The following is a 19,118-nucleotide window of genomic DNA, read 5'->3' as shown; positions in this document are numbered from 1 at the left end:
AATCGAACAGTAAGCCGGGCAGAAGTTCCCGGTCGATAGATGCTTTGCTAAAAGCAGGCGTCGAGGCGTGAATCCGGCGCGCACGCAACAACGCGGAACGCATCCGAAGAGGCGCTCCGCGTCTTTTTGCGCATGGCGTCAGGAAGCCGGAAGGCTTAGAAGCCGAGACTCGCGAGCAGATCGTCCACTTGCGACTGATCCTGCACGACGTCGCTGCGACCTTCCGGGTTGATCTGCGGTCCGTTGAGAAGATTTTCCGGACTGCCCGTCGATGACGACATCAACGCCGCCGCCGACGCCGCGAACTGCTCGCGCCGCTCCGGCGCAATGTTCTCGAGCAGCACGCCCAGCAATTGCTGTTCGATCAGATACACGACGTCCGTGATCTTCTTGATCACCTGGCCGGTCAGATCCTGAAAATCCTGCGCGAGCATGATTTCCAGCAGTTGCGCGTTGGTCGCCTGCGTCTTCGCCGGCACACTTTGCAGGAAGCTGCGCGTCTGCGCGAGCAACTCGCCGGCTTCGTCCTGCGCGAGCGGCGCGCCGTACCATTGCGCCCAACGCTCGTCGAGCGCCTGCGCTTCGCGCTGCATCGCTTCCTGCATCGGCTTGGCGAGCTCGATCGCGTTGAGCGCGCGGTCGGCCGCCTGCTCGGTCATCGTCGCGACGTACTTCAGACGGTCGCGCGCGTCGGGCACGGCTTGCGCAGCGGCTTCGACCTGCTTGTCGAGGCCGAGCTCGCGCATCGAGTCGCGCAGCGTGCGCGTCAACTGGCCGATGCGCGCGAGAATGCGGTCGCTCGAAAAATCGTTATCGGCCTCGGCTGCCACGGCGGCAAGTTCAGTGGTCAGATCGTTCACGATCAGCTCCCGGCTTTAGCCATCTTCTCGAGAATCTTGGTGAGCTTCTCGTCGAGCGTGGCGGCCGTGAAAGGCTTGACCACGTAACCATTCGCGCCGGCTTGCGCCGCCGCGATAATGTTCTCCTTCTTCGATTCCGCCGTCACCATCAGCACCGGCAGATGCGACAGATTCGCGTCGGCGCGAATCTGTTGCAGCATCGACAGGCCGTCGAGATTCGGCATGTTCCAGTCGGAAATCACGAAGTCGAAGCCGCCGCCGCGCAGACGCGCGAGGCCCGCCGCGCCGTCTTCTGCCTCGTCGACGTTCGAGTAGCCGAGCTCCTTCAGCAGATTGCGCACGATACGGCGCATCGTCGGAAAATCGTCGACGACGAGGATCTTCATGTTCTTGTCCATCATTGCTCCCGTGTGTTCTCAGTGCGGCGTACACCGCGTAATTCAATTCAGTTAAATCAGACGCGCTGCACGCGTTCGCCCATCGATGCCAGCCGCGCCATCACGCGCCGGCTCATTTCAGACAGCGGCGCGATCTCGCTTGCGCCGCCCATTGCAATTGCTTCGCGCGGCATGCCGAACACCACGCAACTCGCTTCGTCCTGCGCGAGCGTGTAGGCGCCCGCCTGCTGCATGTCGAGCAGTCCCGCCGCGCCGTCGCGGCCCATGCCGGTCAGAATCACGCCGATCGCGTTCTTGCCCGCGTGCTGCGCGGCCGAGCGGAACAGCACGTCCACCGACGGACGATGCCGGTTCACCGGCGGCGCATCCGACAGATGCGCGACGTAGTTCGCCCCGCTGCGCGCGAGCACGAGGTGCGCGTGGCCCGGCGCGATATACGCATGGCCCGGCAATACGCGCTCGCCGTGCTCCGCTTCCTTCACCGTGATGCGGCACAGCCCGTTCAGGCGCTGCGCGAACGACTTCGTGAAGCCCGGCGGCATGTGCTGCGCGATCAGCACCGCGGGCGCGTCGGGCGGCAGCGGCAACAGCACTTCGCGGATGGCTTCCGTGCCGCCCGTCGACGCGCCGACGATCACGAGCTTTTCCGTCGACACGAGCGGGTTGTTGATGAGCGGCGCGGGCTTCGCGCCGGCGTGACCCTGCGCGCTCGGCGCGCTCGCCGCATGCGCGATCTGCCGCACGCGCGCCCGGGAAGCGGCGCGAACCTTGTCGGCGAGCTTCTCGGCGTAATCCAGCATGCCGTCGCGGATGCCGACTTTCGGCTTGGTCACGAAGTCCACCGCGCCCAGTTCCAGCGCGCGCAGCGTGATTTCGTTACCGCGCTCGGTCAGCGACGACACCATCACGACCGGCATCGGCCGAAGGCGCATCAGCTTTTCGAGGAAGTCGAGTCCGTCCATGCGCGGCATTTCGACATCCAGCGTCAGCACGTCCGGGTTATGCAGCTTGATGAGCTCGCGCGCGACGAGCGGATCGGGCGCGGTCGCGCACACGTGCATGTCGGGCTGCGAGTTGATGATCTCGGTCATCAGGCTGCGCACGAGCGCCGAGTCGTCGACGCACAATACTTTGATCTTCGGCGCGGCTTCTTTGCCGCCATTCGATGCATTCAACATGCTCACGCCTCCTCCACCGTCTTCGCGACGCGCGCCGTGCGCGCGATTGCGCTGGTCGCACGGGCAGCCGCCGCCGTTCCCGACGCGCCGAACAACTCGACGCGCGGCTTCGTCGCGGGCGCGGCGGGTTTCGCGCGCTCCACGCCGAACAGTTCCACGCGCGCGCGCGCCTTTGCGAGCCGTTCCGCGCGCTCTTCGGGCGTGCGCTGCACGAGCGCCTGCTCGCGCTCGACGACGACCGGGTCGTGCTGCGTCTTCAGCTTCTTGACCATCACCTGTCCCGTGCGCGGCATGAACGCGACCTTGCGCGGATGCATGCCCTGCAAGTCCTCGGCGACGATGCGAATCTTCTCCAGCGCGAGATAGCGCCGCACGAACTCCGAGTTGCGGTCGCCGATGTTGATCGTCGTCATGCCGGCGAGCACCGCGCCGCCGCCGAACACCTTCGCCTCGAACCGCTCGCGGCGTCCGCCACGCTTGATGAGCTCGTTGATGAGCACTTCCATCGCATACGCGCCGTAGCGCATGGAGTCGGACGAGGCATGCGACGGGTCCGAGCCGTCATCGGGCAGCATGAAGTGATTCATGCCGCCGATGCCCGCCGTGCGATCGTTGATGCACGCCGCCACGCACGAGCCGAGCACGGTCACGAGCACCATGTCTTCGCTCGTCATGTAGAACTCGTTCGGCAGCAGCTTCACGCCGGGCTTCTTGAAATGGTTGTCGAAATACAGATTCGACGCGATCGGCAGCCCGCTCATGCCGGCTCTCCCGCGAGCACGCGCTTCGGCGCGCCCGCCGCTTTTGTGTCGCGCGTCAGTTCGTAGACCGTCTGACCGCGCAGCCGGAACGCCTGCGACACATACGTGAAGTTCTCCGAATGACCGGCGAACAAGAGGCCGCCCGGCTTCATCAGCGGCTCGAAGCGCGAAAGCACCTGGCCTTGCGTCGGCTTGTCGAAGTAGATCATCACGTTGCGGCAGAAGATCGCGTCGAACGGGCCCTTCACGTCGTAGCGCGCGTCCGTCAGGTTCACGCGGCCGAAGCTCACCAGCGAGCGCAACTCCGGGCGCACCTTGACGAAGCCCGCGTGCGAGCCGGTGCCCTTCAGGAAGAACCGCTTCAGGCGTTCCACCGGCAGCGGCTTCACCTGATCGAGCGAATACACGCCCGCGTCCGCCTTGGCGAGCACCTGGCTGTCGATGTCGCTCGCGAACACCGTGCAGTGGCGCGCGGCCTGCTCGCCGAGCGCCTCGACGAGCGTCATCGCGATGGAATACGGCTCCTCGCCCGTCGATGCCGCCGAGCACCACACCGACACCGGCTGCTGGCGGCGCTTCACGAAGTCCGCGAGCAGCGGAAAGTGATGCGACTCGCGGAAGAACGCCGTCAGGTTGGTCGTCAGTGCGTTGACGAAGGCTTCCCACTCGGCGTTGTCGTCGTTGGCTTCGAGACGGTCGAGGTACTGCTTGAACGTGTCCATGCCGCAGGCGCGCAGGCGTCGGGCGAGCCGGCTGTAGGCCATGTCGCGCTTGTGGTCGGACAGCGAAATTCCTGCGCGGCGATGAATCAGCTCGCGGATCCGGGCGAAGTCCGCCACGGTAAATTCGAAATCGCGCTCGACTTCCGGACCGCGTATGCCGCCGGCCAGTTCGACGCGTGCGTGGGTTGCATTACGCGTTGCCATTCTGGTGCCTCTTGCTCTGTTTGCGCCTGCTTTCGCTTCTGCGCCGGTCGTGCGCCGGGTTGTTTCGGAGTCCGCGCGCTCGGCCGGGGCCGGCCGATGCGCTTAGAACGTTTCCCAGTCGCCGTCGTCGGCGGTCGTGGCCTTCGCGCGCGGGGCGGGTGCCGCCGCCGGTGCGCTCACGCGGGGCGCGGCTTTCGCTGCGCTTGCCGGCTTCGCTGCATCGCGGGCCTTATCCTTGATAACGGCCGTTTCCGGCGCGACGTTAGGCTGCTCTGCAACTTTCGCTGCGCTCGCGGACGATGCCCGCGACGTCGGCTCGACGCGCGCAGCCTTCGCCACGGCGGGCGCCAGGCGCGCCGCCGCGACCGCCGCGCTCGGCTTCACCGACGCCGGCACGGTGCCCGCAATGCGCCACTGCCCGACGATCTCCTTCAACTGCCGGGTCTGGTCCTCGAGTGATGCCGCCGCCGACGCCGCCTGTTCCACGAGCGCCGCGTTCTGCTGCGTCACGCTGTCCATCTGCGTCACGGCGCGATTGACCTGCTCGATGCCATCGGACTGCTCCTCCGACGCCGCGCTGATCTCGCCCATGATGTCGGTCACGCGGCGCACCGCCTGCACGATCTCGCCCATGGTTTCGCCTGCGCGCGTCACGAGTTGCGAGCCGCTCTGCACTTTCTCGGTCGAATCGCCGATCAGCGCCTTGATTTCCTTCGCCGCCGCCGCGCTGCGCTGCGCGAGCGAGCGCACTTCGCCCGCCACGACCGCGAAGCCGCGCCCTTCTTCGCCCGCCCGCGCCGCTTCCACGGCCGCGTTCAACGCGAGAATGTTGGTCTGGAACGCGATGCCTTCGATCACGCCGATGATGTCCACCACCTTGCCCGAACTGGACGCGATGGCGTTCATCGTATCGACGACCTGCTCGACCACCTCGCCGCCGCGCGACGCGATATCCGACGCGTTCACCGCGAGCTGGCTCGCCTGACGCGCGTTGTCCGCGTTCTGCTTCACCGTGCTCGTGAGCTGTTCCATGCTGGAGGCCGTCTCTTGCAGCGACGCCGCCTGCTCTTCCGTGCGCTGCGACAGATCGGTATTACCGCTTGCGATTTCATGCGCGCCGACGTCGATGGATTCCGCGCCGCGATGCACCGCGCCGACCATCGCGGTCAGGTTCGTGCGCATGCGCTCGATGCCCGCGAAAAGACGGCCGATTTCGTTCGTGCCGTCCGTGTGCGCCGACTTCGTGAGATCGCCGCGCGAGATGCGCTCGAAGTGTTCCACCGCGTCGTTGATCGGCTGCACGATCAGGCCGCGCAGCGCGAAGCGCGTGGCGAAGAGCAGCAGGCCGGAAAGCGCGAGCAATCCGCCGATGACCATGCTGAGCGTCGCGTTCTGCGACGCCGCGCTCGCCCGCGACTCTTCCGCGTGCTTCTGCTGGAACGCGACCGCCGCCGTGACCGCCTGATCGAACGCGACGAACATCGGGCTGATCTTCGTGTCGGCAACGGCGTGGTATGCAGCCATGTCGTTCGCGCGCATCGCGGCGAACTCGGGCTCGACGCCCGTCTTCATCAGCGTGTCGTGCTGCGCGACGAGCGTGTCGAGCGTCGCTTGCGGCAGCATCGGCTTCTTGGTGTCGAGATAGAGCTTCCAGTTCTCGTAGCTCTTGTCGAGCAGGAACTGGCCGCGCTCCATCGCCTTCTTCGCTTCGTCGGCGCTGCCCGCTTCGGTGAGCGAGCGCACGCGGTCGAGCGTGATGCGCGAGCGCAGCAGATACGACGACGTGTCCGCCAGCGCGCGCATCGCCACCATGTCTTCTTTGGCGAGCGAGTCGAGCGAGGCGCTCGCGGAATTGAGGCCGACGAGCGACAGCGCGCCGATGACGGCCGCGCAACCGACGAACAACACACCGACGAGCGTGAGCGTCGTGCGAATGGACAACTTCTTGAACATGGCTTCCTTTCCTTGGCTCGCGACGCGCGCGGGGTGCTTCCGCGCGCCTGTTTAAGCGGCGACGGAGTCGATCAACTCCATCTCGCGGCTCGTCATGAGCTTTTCGATATCCATCAGAATCAGCATGCGGCCCTCGACCGTGCCGAGGCCGGTGAGATACTCGGAAGTGAGCGTCGCGCCGAATTCGGGCGCGGGCATGACCTGGTCCTGCGTCAGCGTGAGCACGTCCGACACGCCGTCCACCACCATGCCGACCACGCGATGCGCGACGTTCAGGATGATGACGACCGTCTGGTTGTCATACTCGACGCGGCCGAGATTGAACTTGATGCGCATGTCCACGATCGGCACGATGATGCCGCGCAGATTGATCACGCCCTTGATGAATGCGGGCGCGTTCGCGATGCGCGTGACGCTGTCGTAGCCGCGAATTTCCTGTACTTTCAGGATGTCGATGCCGTACTCTTCGGCGCCGAGCGTGAAGACGAGGAACTCTTGTCCGGCGGCTTCGGCGTGCTGCGCATCGCGGCGCGACAGTGTTGCGTTTTGAATCGATTGGATGTCTGCCATGAGAAACCCCAGGTTCGGTCGATGTAATTAATGGGTGTGCGAGTGTTGCGCGCGTGATTCGCGATTGAGCGCGGCCACGTCGACGATCAGCGCGACGCTGCCGTCGCCGAGAATCGTCGCCGCCGAGATGCCGTGCACCTTGCGGTAATTCGTTTCGAGGTTTTTCACGACCACTTGCTGCTGGCCGACGAGTTCGTCGATCAGCATGGCCATGCGCCGTCCTTCCGTTTGCAGGATCGTGACGATGCCCTGCGTCGGCTCCGTGCGCGCGCCTTCGACCGAGAACACCTGATGCAGCGCGACGAGCGGCAGATATTCGCCGCGCACGCGCACCACGCGCTCGCCGTTGGCGACCGTGTAGATGTCATCGGCGACCGGTTGCAGCGACTCCATCACGAAGTTGAGCGGCAGAATGAAGATTTCGTTGCCGACCTTCACCGACATGCCGTCGAGAATCGCGAGCGTGAGCGGCAGCACGATCTTCGTGGTCGTGCCCGCGCCCTGGCGCGACATGATTTCGACGTGGCCGCCCATCGACTGGATGTTGCGCTTCACCACGTCCATGCCGACGCCGCGGCCGGAAATGTCCGTCACCTGTTCGGCGGTCGAGAAGCCCGGCATGAAGATGAGTTGCCAGACTTCCTCGTCGGTCATGGAGTCGGAAACCTGCATGCCCTGCTTCTGCGCCTTCGCGAGAATCTTGTCGCGGCGCAGGCCCGCGCCGTCGTCGCTCACTTCGATCACGATGTTGCCGCCGTGATGCGCCGCCGACAGCACGAGCTGGCCGGTCGCGGGCTTGCCCGCCGCGCGGCGGGCTTCCACGGTCTCGATGCCGTGATCGAGCGAATTGCGCACGAGGTGCGTGAGCGGATCGATGATGCGCTCAATCAGGCTCTTGTCCAGCTCGGTCGCCTGACCGAACGTGACGAGTTCCACTTCCTTGCCGAGCTTGCCCGCGATATCGCGGACGAGTCGCGGGAAGCGGCTGAATACGTAATCCATCGGCATCATGCGGATGGACATGACGGCCTCTTGCAGGTCGCGCGCGTTGCGCTCGAGCTGCGCCATGCCGTTGAAAAGACGGTCGTGCAATGCAGGGTCGAACGTGCTCGTGGTTTCGGCGAGCATCGCCTGCGTGATCACCAGTTCGCCGACCAGGTTGATGAGCTGATCGACCTTCTCCACGCCGACGCGAATGGAGCTGCCTTCCGCCGATGCCGCTGCGGCCGGGCGCGCTTTCTTCTCGGCGTCGCCGGTGGCGGCCTTCGCTTGCGTGTCGCGTGACGGGATGGCGGCAGCAGCTTGCGTTTCCGCATTCGCCGCCGCCTTCGCCGCTTCTTCTTTGTGCTGCGCCGCGGATGCGGGCGCTTCCTGCGCCTGCGATACGGGCGGCTCTGCCTGTAGCGTGTGTTGCTTGGCCTGCGCCGGCTCGGCCGCTGCCGACGGCGCAATGTGATGCGCGTCGCCGCGGCCGATCGTGATTTGCGATTCGTCGATCACGAAGCAGCACACAGCCACGATGTCGTCGGACGAGACGTCCGAATCGAGCCAAAGCACGAGTTCGGCGTCGGTCTTTTTCTCCCCGACGATACTGCCCAGGTTCCCCAGCTCCTCGGTCAAGGTCGCCAGGTCCTTCTCGCCCACCCCCCGTAGCGTAATTTTCAGGTGGGGTCCTGCTTCCGCCGCCGGCGTGCCGGCTGCGGTTCCCGCATTCGTTGCATGACTGGCCGCGCCGTCCGTGACTTCGAACGCGCCGTCCCAGTTGCCGTCGTCCTCGATGGCTTCGGCGGCTTGCGCGATCACGTGCGAAGGCGGCGCGTTCGGGCCTTCATAGGCCGGCGCGACGTCCACTTCGCGGATGACAGCCGGCGTAACCGGCTCGTCGACGACAGGCGCGCTCTGCGGCGCGGCGTCTTCGTTCTTCAGGCGTTCGAGCTTCGCGCAGATCGCGGCGGCGGCGGCCGCATCCGGCTCGGCGCTCGCGCGATACGCGGCGAGCTGGTCCGAGAGCACGTCCTTCGTCGCGAGGAACGTGTCGATCATGTCGCGGCGAAGCACGAGCTCGTTGTTGCGCGCGCGATCCAGCAGCGATTCGAGGATGTGCGTCGTTTCGGTGAGCGCGGTGAAGCCGAACGTGGCTGCGCCGCCCTTGATCGAATGCGCGGCGCGAAAGATCGCCGCGAGATCCTCGGGATCCGGATTCGCGATATCCAGGACGAGCAGCAGTTGCTCCATCTGCGCGAGCAGTTCATCGGCTTCGTCGAAGAAGGTTTGATAGAACTGGGTAATGTCGAGTGTCATGCTTGATTCACCGTCGGCGCGTGCGCGCGAGTTGTCTTGGCTTTGGCTGTTCGCTTCAGTGCTGCGTGTCTTCGGAGAGCGCGGCGACCACTTCGGTCAGCAGGTCCGGATCGAGCGGTTTTTCGATCCAGCCCGTCGCTCCGGCCGCGCGCGCCGCTTCCTTGAACGGCTCGCCGTCCTCCGTGGTCAGCACGAGAATCGGCGTCGCGCGGTAGGCGTGGTTCGCGCGCAGCTCCGCAATCAGGTCGAGGCCGCTCTTTTGCGGCATGTGCTGATCCGTGAGCACGAGATCGAAACGCTCGGCGAGCGCCCATTCGAGCCCTTCGTTGCCGTCGGACGCCACCGTCACCTCGTAGCCCGCCGTCGTCAGCGTGGCAGAGAGAATCTGCCGCATGGCTGCGGAATCGTCGATTGCCAGAATGTTCTTGATCATGTGTCGCCTTTGGTTCAGCGCCTCGCTGCCTCTTGTCCGGATGACGGCGCAAACGTGTGGAGTCTTGAGCGTTTTTTATGCAGATTTACGCGCTGCACGCTTATTTCCGCGCCGCGCCCGGCACGATCCGGCCGAGAAGCGGCGTCGCGCCGGGCGCGAAGGCATCCGAAGCGTTATCGAGCGTCGCGGCCGAGCCGCCGTCGTCGCGCAATATCGACGCTTCCGCGCGGTGATTCAGCACGATGATGCTGATGCGCCGGTTCTCGGGATCGAGCGGGTCTTGCTTGTTCAGGTTTTGCGTGGATGCGAGGCCGAGCACGCGCAGCACCTTCGCTTCGTCCATGCCGCCCGCGACCAGCTCGCGCCGCGACGCGTTCGCGCGGTCCGCCGACAGTTCCCAGTTGCTGTAGCCCTTTTCCCCGCCGGCGTACTTCACGGCGTCGGTGTGGCCCTGCACGACGATGCGGTTCGGCACGTCGTTCAACGTCCGGCCGATTTCGCGCAGGATGTCGCGCATGTACGGCTGCACGCTGTTGCTTGAAAGCGCGAACATCGGGCGTTTCTGGGTATCGACGATCTCGATGCGCAGGCCCTGCTGCGTCGATTCGATGCGAATCTGCTGCTTGAACTGGTGCAACGTCGGATTGGCTTCCAGCGCGGCCATCAGCTTGACCTGGAGGTCGTGAAGACGGGCCTGCTCGCGCCGTTCCAGTTCGCCTTGCGCGGCTTTTAGCAGTTCCTCGTCGGCTTTCGCGGTCGGGCTCTGCGCGAATTGCGTCTTGCCGTCCGAGCTGCGGGCATCGCCCGGATCGTTGCTCGAAATGTCGCGCCCGCCGCCGGTGATGATGCTGTTGTCCATGCCGACGCTCTTGCCGCCGACCATCGCCGCCTTGAGCGGCATGTTGAAGTACTCCGCGATGCCGCGCCGCTGCACGGGCGAGGTCGACGAGAGCAGCCACATCAGCAGGAAGAACGCCATCATCGCGGTCATGAAGTCCGCGTACGCCAGCTTCCACGCGCCGCCGTGGTGGCCCTTGCGGCCCGCGACGATGCGCTTGATGAAGATGGGGCGGTCTTTTTCGCTGCTCATCGCAGGGCTCCGGTCGGGGTCGCGGAAACGAGGCGCGTCACTTCGCCTTCACCCGGCGCACGTGCTCTTCCAGTTCGGAGAACGACGGGCGCTCGGTGGAGAACAGCACCTTGCGGCCGAATTCCACGGCGATTGCCGGCGCGTAGCCGTTCAGGCTCGCGAGAATCGTCACCTTGATGCACTGGAACATCTTCGTTTGCTCGGCGACGCGCTGCTCCGCGACGCTCGAAAGCGGCCCGATGAAGCCGTACGAAATGAGAATGCCGAGGAACGTGCCGACGAGCGCCTGCGCGATCATTTCGCCGAGAATGGCGGGCGGCTGATCGGCGGAAGCCATCGTATGCACGACGCCCATCACCGCCGCGACGATGCCGAACGCGGGCATCGCGTCGCCGACCTTTTGCAGCGCCAGCGCGGGCGCTTCGCCTTCGACGTGATGGGTCTCGATCTCTTCGTCCATGAGGCTTTCGATTTCGAACGCGTTCATGTTGCCGCCGACCATGAGCCGCAGATAATCGGTCATGAACTCGACGATGTGATGGTCCGCGAGCAGCTTCGGGTACTGGCTGAAGATCGGGCTCTTGTGCGGATCTTCGATGTCGGATTCGAGCGTGAGCGTGCCTTCCTTGCGCGCCTTGGCGAGCAGCACGTAGAGCAGGCCCATCAGCTCCATGTACACGTCCTTGTTGTACTTGGAGCCTTTGAAAAGCGTGGGAATGACGAGCAGCGTCGACTTGATGGTCTTGACGCCGTTGCCGAGAATGAAGGCGCCGATGCCCGCGCCGGCGATCATCAATATTTCGACCGGCTGTACGAGCGCGCCAAGATGGCCGCCTTCGAGCGCGTAACCGCCGAAAACGGACAGCAATGTCACGAGCGTTCCAACGAAAATCAGCACAGTCGGGTCCTCAGGGTTGGGAATGCGGTACGGCCGGCGCACATGCGCGGTTAAGACTGTTTACGGCACCCGGCTGGAAAACTTTGGGCGGGCTGGCGGTGGGCGGCGGCTGCGGGGTGTTTGCCCGTGGGCGGTGGCGGTGGCGTCGGCTGCGGGGTGTTTGCCCGTAGGCGGCGCGGCGGTGGCATAGGGTGCGGATGTGTCGCGGGCGTGGACCGAAGGCACGGGGCGGAGCACGCTTGAGCCACCGACATCAGCCTGCCGAGAAACGGCGACATCAAGCCGATAGCGCGATTGACTCCGCTCGAAGTCGCGCGACGGAGCGAATCAGTTACACGCACTCACTCGTCGATGCGACCTCGCCGCTTTCGACCGCCGCCTCGGAACGCGCGACTCCAGGCTCGGCCTGCGCGAGCGCCGGGCGCTTGTCCTTGTCGGCAAGCGATGCGAGGATCGCGTGGTCGTCGAAACGGAAGCGGCACAGCACGTGGCTCGACGTCGCAATCTTCACCGCCTGCGCCGGCGTCAACGACGACACGATCTCGGCCACCTCTTCGGACAGCCCGAGGCGATGCATCGCCGGGACGCGGTCTTCCCGAAGCAGCCGCTGCGCAAGCAGCACATACGACAAGTTCACCTCGCGGATTTCCGCGAGCGTGCTCATGGTGGTGGCCGTCATCTTTCCCCCGAGTCATTGCATGGCTGGTCAGCCCCAGCGGGAAACGTTTGCTCGGACGCGCTTAGTCGCGACGCATCCGGCCCCGCTCGTCTTGTCGGGCCGATTTTCCGACAGCGCGTTGGTTGCGACTATCGGAAAAACCTGCCGACGCGCCGACAGACTTGCGCCCGGAATCGCGTAGGAAAAATTCGTACATGCGCAGGCGAATTCGCTGCGAATCGGCAAACGCCTTTATCGGCAGTCGCCGGACGGACTTGAGGCCAGCGCGGGCACGCCGCCTGCTAACGGGTGCCTCGCCGCTCCACTTGCTAGTTGCGATCGTCTCCTTCGACCGCTTGAGTGCAGTTTTTGACTTCGTAACAGCCGGTGTTTCGCGCTGTAACAAGGTTAAGCGATTGAAAAATGACGTGAAATGCCGCTCTCGATCCCGATAATGAACGTAAGGGATAACCCGGTCGAGAGCCGGGCCGATCTTTGGGCGGCGTGAGCGACACACCGCGGCCCGCCCGAATGGCATCGCGCAACGCTCGACCGGAGCGCCAGAGCGGTGTCCACACAACAGCTTTCATGGCCCCCATCGGCGCCGACCGCGCCCCAAGCGGCCACTCAGGAGAGTCACGTTATGCGAATCGCACAAATTGCACCGTTGCACGAAGCAGTTCCTCCGAAGTTTTACGGCGGCACTGAGCGCGTGGTGTCTTATCTGACGGATGCGCTCGTCGACCTCGGCCACGATGTAACCTTGTTCGCAAGCGGCGATTCGCAAACCCGGGCGACGCTCGACGCGGCCTGGCCGCGCGCCCTGCGACTCGATCCCACGATCCGCGATCCGCTCGCGCCGCACATGCTGCTGCTCGAAACGGTCCGCCGCCGCGCGCACGAATTCGACGTGCTGCACTTTCACCTCGACTACATGCCGTTTCCGCTGTTCACGCAGCTCGACACGCCGTTCGTGACCACGCTCCACGGCCGTCTCGACCTGCCCGAACTGCAGCCGATTTTCAACACGTTCACGAAGGCGAACGTCGTCTCGATCTCGGACAATCAGCGCGGACCGCTGCCGCAGGCGAACTGGCTGAACACGGTGTATCACGGTCTGCCGGACGATCTGCTGACGCCGCAGCCGCATAAAAAGCCGGAATATCTCGCGTTTCTCGGCCGGATCTGCCCGGAAAAGCGCGCGGATCTCGCCATCAAGATCGCGGCGCAAAGCGGTCTGCCGCTGAAGATTGCGGCGAAGGTGGACAAGGTCGATCAGGACTATTTCAAGTCGACCATCGAGCCGCTGCTGTCGCAGGCGCACGTAGAGTTCATCGGCGAGATCAACGAGGCGCAGAAGCCCGAATTCCTGTCGGGCGCGAAGGCGCTGCTCTTCCCGATCGACTGGAACGAGCCGTTCGGCCTCGTGATGATCGAAGCCATGGCGTGCGGAACGCCGGTGATTGCCTTCAACCGCGGTTCGGTGCCGGAAGTCATCGATCACGGCGTAACCGGCTTCATCTGCGAGGATGTGCCGGGCGCGGTCGGCGCGCTGCATCGCATCGACGAACTATCGCGCACCGAGATCCGCGCGCAGTTCGAACGCCGCTTCAGCGCAAAGACGATGGCGCAGAACTACGTCGACACATACACGGCCATGCTTCAGGCCGCGAAGCGTCCGGTGCTGCGTCAGGTCGCAGTCGGCTGATCGCGCGCAGCTTGCCGCTCTCGAATGCCGCCCAATGGGCGGCATTTTTTTCGCCTGGCCGCTGACGCTGGCTGTTCTGTAACAAGGAGGAATCCGAACATCGCTGCGTCGAGCGTGAATTGCCCGTGAATCGACCAAATTTGACAGTCCGTAAAAACAGCCGCCCTTAAACTGCGCTCGGCAAGGGCAATAGGCTTTCTTGCGTCAAATCAAAGGTCTCTCACATTTCACGAAGGCAAGATCATGCATTTGTCGAAGCGTCTCGGCGCTGAAGTTTTCGGTACTTTCTGGCTTGTGCTGGGCGGCTGCGGAAGCGCCGTGCTGGCCGCCGGCTTCCCGCAATTGGGTATCGGGTTCGTGGGCGTCTCGCTCGCCTTCGGACTCACCGTGCTCACCATGGCCTACGCCATCGGCCACGTGTCCGGCTGCCATCTGAACCCGGCCGTGAGCGTCGGGCTGGCCGTCGCGGGGCGCTTCCCCGTGCGCGACCTCGGGCCGTACATCGTGGCGCAAGTAGTGGGCGCAACGCTCGGCGCATTCGCGCTCAAGCTGATTGCCACGGGCATGCCCGGCTTCGATCTGGTCGGGAGCGGTTTCGCCGCGAACGGCTTCGGCGAGCACTCGCCGGGGCACTACACGATGTTCGCGGCGCTGGTCTGCGAATTCCTGATGACGTTCTTCTTTCTCTTCGTGATTCTCGGCGCAACCGATGATCGCGCGCCGAAGGGCTTCGCGCCGATCGCCATCGGCCTGTGCCTGACGCTCATCCACCTGATCTCTATTCCGGTCACGAACACGTCCGTGAACCCGGCGCGTTCTACCGGCCCGGCGTTCTTCGTCGGCGGCTGGGCGCTGGATCAGCTGTGGCTCTTCTGGATCGCGCCGATCGCAGGCGCTATCGTCGCGGGCGTGCTGTATCCGTTGCTGGCTTCGGATTCGGAAGCACGCAAACTCGGTGCTGTCGCGCAATAAGTCGCGGGGTCGGTCATGTGAAACGGGCGCTTCGGCGCCCGTTTCCTTTTGCGCCCGGCGCGCGCGGATTAAAAGCGCGCGACAGTTGTAATGGCGAATTACGCAGCATGCTTATTATTTCTTCGTCAAGCGCTCGCTCCGAAGCGCAAAGCCCCGCCGGACAAGGCTCGCGCGTATCTCACCGACATGGAAAAGGGCTTACGCCCCGCTTGCACGCGGTAACAAGTCGTCGAAGCGTGTAAGACGGCCGGCGCTTACAGTGAACTCATGCGACACACGTCGCCTTCCAGGAGAAACACAATGAAGCGCATCGTCACTCAATTGCTCGTCGCGACCGGCCTTGCCATCGGTGCAGTAGGAGCGGCTCAGGCCCATACGGATCTTCACGTCGGCGTTTCGCTGGGCGCACCGGCCTATGCCGCTCCCGCGCCCGTGTATGTAAGGCCCGCCGTGCCGCACTATCGCGCGCCGTACTGGCGTCATGAGGAACCGCGCTGGCAACGTGACTACGGTCACGACAACGGGCACTGGAATCGCGCCGGTTGGGACCACGGCCGTTCGAACGACTGGGGCCGCCGCGGCTAACCAGAACGCCGCGCGCGATCGGTAGGCGCGAGAGAGAGTTAGCGCGACGACGCGATGTCGTCGCGCAGATCGAACAGCTTGCGCAGATGATGCGCGACGCCCGCCTCGAAGTTGTTGCCGATGCGCGGCACATTCGGCAGACGCGTGATCAGGTCCGGATTCGCGTTGTTCATCATGAACGGATGCCCGGCGGTTTCCAGCAAGTCGATGTCGTTCATGTTGTCGCCGAACGCGACGCACTGCGCGGGATCGATATCCAGACGCTCCAGCACATAACGCAGCGCGCGGCCCTTCGACACATCGGACGTCATCACTTCGAGGCAGTCCGGCAGCGAATACGTGACATACAAGGCATCGCCGAATTCGCTTTCCAGATTCGCGGCGACGTGCGCAAGGTCCGCCGGCTCGCCGATGTACAGCACCTTCGCGATGTTTTCGCCGTCGTACTCGCGCAAATCCATGACTTCGTACTTGAAGCCGGAGTCCTGATGAAAGACGAGCAGTTCGGGCGCGTGGCGGTCGATGAGCCACGCATCGTCGGCGAACAGATTGACGATCACGCGGCCATGCGCGCCCGCGACATCCGGCTGCACGAGGCGTCGCACGGCGGCAGGCGCGAGATCGCGCGAGTAGATGCGCTCGTCGCCGGGCGCATGCACGCGCGCGCCGTTGGACGTGATCAGGTACGCGTCGATGCCCAGCAGATCGCGGATGCCGGCCACATCGCGATAATGCCGCCCCGTCGCGATGATGACCGGCACGCCGCGCGATGCCAGTGTGCGCAGCGTCTGTGCGGTGAACGGGTCGAGCTGATGATCGCTGTTGAGAAGCGTCCCGTCGAGATCAGTTGCGATGACCGAATACATGGCTGCCCTGTTTGAGCGGAGAAAAACGCCCGCGAAGCTGACTATTCTATCGCGGCTCTTTCCCGGGCCGCCCCGCCGCGCCGCCCGACGCCACCGCGCGCCGCGCCAGTTCTAGCGCGCCCGCGGCCGAATCCGCGCGGGGGTGGCGCAGGCGCTCTCTCAACGATATCGGCACGAAAGGCTCGTAGGGCGCGGCCAGTCCGCCGCAGAGCGCGACCGGCAGTTCGCCATCGCGATCCAGCGCCGCGACGAGCAATTCGATTTCGCGCCCCGCCTGCTCCAGCAACTGCGCCGCCGACGGATGATCGCGATATTCGAACACGCTTGGCGCGAGGGTGGCGTACGCGGTCTGGTTGGATGCGCACAGCCACACGACGAGGCTGTCGCGATCCGTCGCGCCAGTGAGCTGCAAGAGCGCGCGGGACCAGTCATCGGCCGGGGCTCGCCCGTCCAGCACGCGCTGAAGGTGAACCACCGCGCGCAGGCCGAGCCACGCGCCGCTCGCTTCGTCGCCGCTCGGAAAGCCGTATCCGCCCGCAATGCGGCAGACGCCCTCCTCGTCCAGCGACGCCGCGATGCTGCCCGTGCCGAGCGCGACGATCACGCCCGGTCCGCCGCCGTGCGCGCCGAGGACGGTCGTGTACGCGTCGCTTTCCACGCTCAACGCGTGGACCGGCGGCGCCGTGCTCAGGAAAGCCGCGAGCCAGTCCGCGTTATTGACGCCCGCGAGGCCGCAGCCGAGCGAACAGGCGCGCCAGTCGAGGGCGAGGCCGGCCGTATCGAAAGCGCGTTTGCACGCATCGCCGATAGAACGCCACGCTCCTTCGACGCCCAGCGCCAGACCCGAAGGACCGCCGCTCGCGCGGGCCAGCTCGACGCCGTGCGCGTCCGCGAGAATCATGCGCGTGCCGCTTCCACCGCCGTCGATGCCGAGCAGGAAGCCGTTGAATTCGGAATTCGTGAAAGTGTCCATGGCCGCAAGCATAGCGGCGACGCCGGCGCGCGCCAATTAGCCGAATGGCAGAGTGGCGCGGCAATCCCGTTCGGCTATGCTGGCGCGACCGAAACGAGGATTTGCAATGGCAGCCACCGAACCGACACGCTGCGCCTGGGCCACCACCGACGCCATGGCGCATTACCACGACACCGAATGGGGCGTCCCGTCCCGCGACGACCGTCATCTCTTCGAAATGCTGGTGCTCGAAGGCGCGCAGGCCGGTCTTTCATGGTCGACGATTCTCAACAAGCGCGAGGGTTATCGCGCGTTGTTCGCGGGCTTCGACATCGACAAGGTCGCGCGCTTCACGGACGCGGACATCGAGCGGATCGTCGGCGATGCGCGCGTGGTTCGCAACCGGGCGAAGATCGCGTCCGCCGTCATCAATGCGCGAGCCGTTCAGCGCATTCAGGGCGAGCACGGCTCCTTCGCGGACTTCGTGTGGTCGTTCGTGAACGGCTCGCCTATCGACACGCCGCGCGATGCGAACAATCCGACGCCCGCCTCGACGCCCGAGTCGGATGCGCTGAGCCGAGCGCTCAAGCAGTACGGCTGCAAATTCGTCGGCACGACCATTTGCTACGCCTTCATGCAGGCGACGGGCATGGTGAACGACCATGTCGTGGGCTGTCTTTCGCGCGTCAAGACTAAGACAAAGCGCAAATCGCCGGAAAAAACGACACCTTCAATCTGATCGGATGCGGGCGATTTTTGCTTTTTGGCAACATTCTTGCCGCAAAAGAGCGTTCATTAGGGAAAGTCCTCATCGCACGCGTTTTTTTGCAGTGAAGCATGCCGCCAGCCGCGCCGCTCCAAGCGCGGACCATGCTTCTGCCGCACTGCACGAACGTCCGTGTCGTGTAAAAATGGCGTTCTCGCGTGCGCTGCCGCACCTTTTTACCGAGCCGTGCCGTTATAACTGACGGTGTGCGGATCGTTCACTGAGTGGAGAGATCCGCCGCGAGTACACGGACACGGCGAAGCGCGTGTCCCTAGGCCGGGGAAACCATCGTGCTCGAAGCAGTAGCCGGTCGGCGTGCGCGCCGTCCGACGCCGCAGGTGCAGGTTGCTCGAAACTCAACGCATGGCCGCTGCGCAGGGGCGCAGGGGAGAAAGATCATGAAAAGCTTGAACTTCCTGACGCATCAGGAGATTTTTGACAACGCGGTGCAGCATCTCTTCACGCAGGGACAAGCCGCTTTGCTGCCTCACGGCGGCGGCGCTTATCGCGGATACTGCGGCGGCTGCCCGATCGGCAGTCTCATCAAGCCGCGCGACTACGTGACGGCCATGGAAGGCGTGCCCATCCGCTATATCGGGAAATCGCCGGAGTCGGTGCCGGCGTACATGGATGTCGGCGTCGCGGCGCTCAAGCGCGCTCTGCTGCGCGCGCGCATCAACGTCTTCGATCCGACCACCGTCGAACTGCTCTCGTGCCTGCAGAACGTGCACGACGTCTTCGGCAAATGGGAGTGGCGCGAGCGTCTCACGTCGATCGCGCGGCAGTTCGGTCTGTCGGCCGAGCTTCTGAAAACGGCTGCGTAACGGTGCGGGTGCGGTATGTTGAGCCCTGTCACGATGTTGAGCTCGAACGAGATCTTCCATCGCGTGAGCGCGCATTTGCTGGCGCAGCGCGCCGTCTCGGAAGATGACAACGGGTCGTGCCGCCTGAGAGGCGCGCACGGCCGCAAGTGCGCGATCGGATCGCTGGTGCGTGACGACGTCTACGAAGCGGACCTCGAAGGCGTCGGCATTTCGTACTATCGGCATGCGCATGACGGCAAGCTGCTGCGCGCGCTGTATGCGTCGAACGTGAATGCTTACGATCCAGTCATCATCGATCTCTTGATCGAACTGGAGCAGATTCACGACGACGCCAGCGTCGACGAGTGGCCGCACTTGCTGGGCGCACTCGCTAAGCGGCACGCGTTCGCCTGAGCAGGAACCGCAAGAAACAATTGCAA

At 64.6% G+C, this 19,118-nt stretch carries 20 protein-coding genes; 6 read left to right on the top strand and 14 right to left on the bottom strand.

Annotated features, from left to right (window positions below):
* Window positions 1–155 precede the first annotated feature (155 nt).
* The 12 genes from cheZ to flhD form a co-directional block, all read right to left on the bottom strand.
* Entirely contained in the window at window positions 156–860 is a 705-nt protein-coding gene (gene cheZ / locus NCR37_RS00765) for a protein phosphatase CheZ (protein ID WP_250471070.1), read from the bottom strand.
* A gap of 2 nt (window positions 861–862) precedes the next feature.
* The gene (gene cheY, locus NCR37_RS00760) at window positions 863–1,258 is read right to left on the bottom strand and encodes a chemotaxis response regulator CheY (protein WP_250471090.1); all 396 of its coding nucleotides are present in this window, start codon (window positions 1,256–1,258) and stop codon (window positions 863–865) included.
* Window positions 1,259–1,314: 56 nt separating this feature from the next.
* A complete protein-coding gene (locus NCR37_RS00755) occupies window positions 1,315–2,436 on the bottom strand; it encodes a protein-glutamate methylesterase/protein-glutamine glutaminase (RefSeq protein WP_250471069.1) in 1,122 nt (373 codons plus the stop codon).
* 2 nt (window positions 2,437–2,438) lie between these two features.
* On the bottom strand, window positions 2,439–3,197 hold the full coding sequence (cheD, locus tag NCR37_RS00750; protein ID WP_250471068.1) for a chemoreceptor glutamine deamidase CheD: 759 nt from the start codon (window positions 3,195–3,197) through the stop codon (window positions 2,439–2,441).
* The gene (locus tag NCR37_RS00745) at window positions 3,194–4,123 is read right to left on the bottom strand and encodes a CheR family methyltransferase (protein ID WP_250471067.1); all 930 of its coding nucleotides are present in this window, start codon (window positions 4,121–4,123) and stop codon (window positions 3,194–3,196) included. Before NCR37_RS00745 ends, cheD begins: the two co-directional genes overlap by 4 nt.
* Before the next feature lie 102 nt (window positions 4,124–4,225).
* Window positions 4,226–6,076 carry a methyl-accepting chemotaxis protein gene (locus tag NCR37_RS00740; protein WP_250471066.1) on the bottom strand — a complete coding sequence of 617 codons (1,851 nt, stop codon included), beginning with the start codon at window positions 6,074–6,076 and terminating at the stop codon, window positions 4,226–4,228.
* 51 nt (window positions 6,077–6,127) lie between these two features.
* The gene (gene cheW / locus NCR37_RS00735; protein ID WP_175939048.1) at window positions 6,128–6,646 is read right to left on the bottom strand and encodes a chemotaxis protein CheW; all 519 of its coding nucleotides are present in this window, start codon (window positions 6,644–6,646) and stop codon (window positions 6,128–6,130) included.
* A gap of 27 nt (window positions 6,647–6,673) precedes the next feature.
* On the bottom strand, window positions 6,674–8,947 hold the full coding sequence (cheA, locus tag NCR37_RS00730; RefSeq protein WP_250471065.1) for a chemotaxis protein CheA: 2,274 nt from the start codon (window positions 8,945–8,947) through the stop codon (window positions 6,674–6,676).
* Between the two features lie 55 nt (window positions 8,948–9,002).
* Window positions 9,003–9,380, bottom strand: coding sequence for a response regulator (locus NCR37_RS00725; RefSeq protein WP_175939044.1), 378 nt, complete (start codon window positions 9,378–9,380; stop codon window positions 9,003–9,005).
* A gap of 100 nt (window positions 9,381–9,480) precedes the next feature.
* Window positions 9,481–10,470 (bottom strand): flagellar motor protein MotB, encoded by a 990-nt coding sequence (gene motB, locus NCR37_RS00720; protein ID WP_250471064.1) that lies wholly within the window; start codon window positions 10,468–10,470, stop codon window positions 9,481–9,483.
* Window positions 10,471–10,507: 37 nt separating this feature from the next.
* Window positions 10,508–11,368: a flagellar motor stator protein MotA gene (gene motA, locus NCR37_RS00715; protein ID WP_250471063.1), complete on the bottom strand. Its 861-nt coding sequence runs from the start codon at window positions 11,366–11,368 to the stop codon at window positions 10,508–10,510.
* Window positions 11,369–11,699: 331 nt separating this feature from the next.
* Window positions 11,700–12,047 (bottom strand): flagellar transcriptional regulator FlhD, encoded by a 348-nt coding sequence (gene flhD / locus NCR37_RS00710; protein WP_250471062.1) that lies wholly within the window; start codon window positions 12,045–12,047, stop codon window positions 11,700–11,702.
* A 622-nt stretch (window positions 12,048–12,669) separates the two neighbouring features.
* Here flhD and NCR37_RS00705 point away from each other — a divergent pair.
* The 3 genes from NCR37_RS00705 (at window position 12,670) to NCR37_RS00695 (ending at window position 15,291) form a co-directional block, all read left to right on the top strand.
* Window positions 12,670–13,734, top strand: a complete 1,065-nt coding sequence (locus NCR37_RS00705) for a glycosyltransferase family 4 protein (protein ID WP_175939037.1) — start codon at window positions 12,670–12,672, stop codon at window positions 13,732–13,734.
* Between the two features lie 243 nt (window positions 13,735–13,977).
* Window positions 13,978–14,706, top strand: coding sequence for an aquaporin Z (gene aqpZ, locus NCR37_RS00700; protein WP_250471061.1), 729 nt, complete (start codon window positions 13,978–13,980; stop codon window positions 14,704–14,706).
* 300 nt (window positions 14,707–15,006) lie between these two features.
* Window positions 15,007–15,291 carry a hypothetical protein gene (locus NCR37_RS00695; RefSeq protein WP_250471060.1) on the top strand — a complete coding sequence of 95 codons (285 nt, stop codon included), beginning with the start codon at window positions 15,007–15,009 and terminating at the stop codon, window positions 15,289–15,291.
* A 38-nt stretch (window positions 15,292–15,329) separates the two neighbouring features.
* Here NCR37_RS00695 and NCR37_RS00690 read toward each other — a convergent pair whose 3' ends face one another.
* Both NCR37_RS00690 and NCR37_RS00685 read right to left on the bottom strand, forming a co-directional pair.
* A complete protein-coding gene (locus NCR37_RS00690) occupies window positions 15,330–16,157 on the bottom strand; it encodes a Cof-type HAD-IIB family hydrolase (protein ID WP_250471059.1) in 828 nt (275 codons plus the stop codon).
* 46 nt (window positions 16,158–16,203) lie between these two features.
* The gene (locus NCR37_RS00685; protein ID WP_250471058.1) at window positions 16,204–17,130 is read right to left on the bottom strand and encodes a glucosamine kinase nucleotide-binding domain-containing protein; all 927 of its coding nucleotides are present in this window, start codon (window positions 17,128–17,130) and stop codon (window positions 16,204–16,206) included.
* A gap of 106 nt (window positions 17,131–17,236) precedes the next feature.
* Here NCR37_RS00685 and NCR37_RS00680 point away from each other — a divergent pair, with 106 nt between their 5' ends.
* From NCR37_RS00680 to NCR37_RS00670, 3 genes are all read left to right on the top strand, one after another.
* Entirely contained in the window at window positions 17,237–17,848 is a 612-nt protein-coding gene (locus NCR37_RS00680; protein WP_250471057.1) for a DNA-3-methyladenine glycosylase I, read from the top strand.
* Between the two features lie 425 nt (window positions 17,849–18,273).
* Window positions 18,274–18,699 (top strand): hypothetical protein, encoded by a 426-nt coding sequence (locus NCR37_RS00675; RefSeq protein WP_248320925.1) that lies wholly within the window; start codon window positions 18,274–18,276, stop codon window positions 18,697–18,699.
* A 33-nt stretch (window positions 18,700–18,732) separates the two neighbouring features.
* Window positions 18,733–19,092 (top strand): hypothetical protein, encoded by a 360-nt coding sequence (locus NCR37_RS00670; RefSeq protein ID WP_250471056.1) that lies wholly within the window; start codon window positions 18,733–18,735, stop codon window positions 19,090–19,092.
* Window positions 19,093–19,118: the final 26 nt, after the last annotated feature.

This window comes from Caballeronia sp. GAFFF1, from assembly GCF_023630705.1.
Lineage (GTDB): Bacteria > Pseudomonadota > Gammaproteobacteria > Burkholderiales > Burkholderiaceae > Caballeronia.
This window is presented reverse-complemented; position numbering and strand designations above follow the sequence as displayed.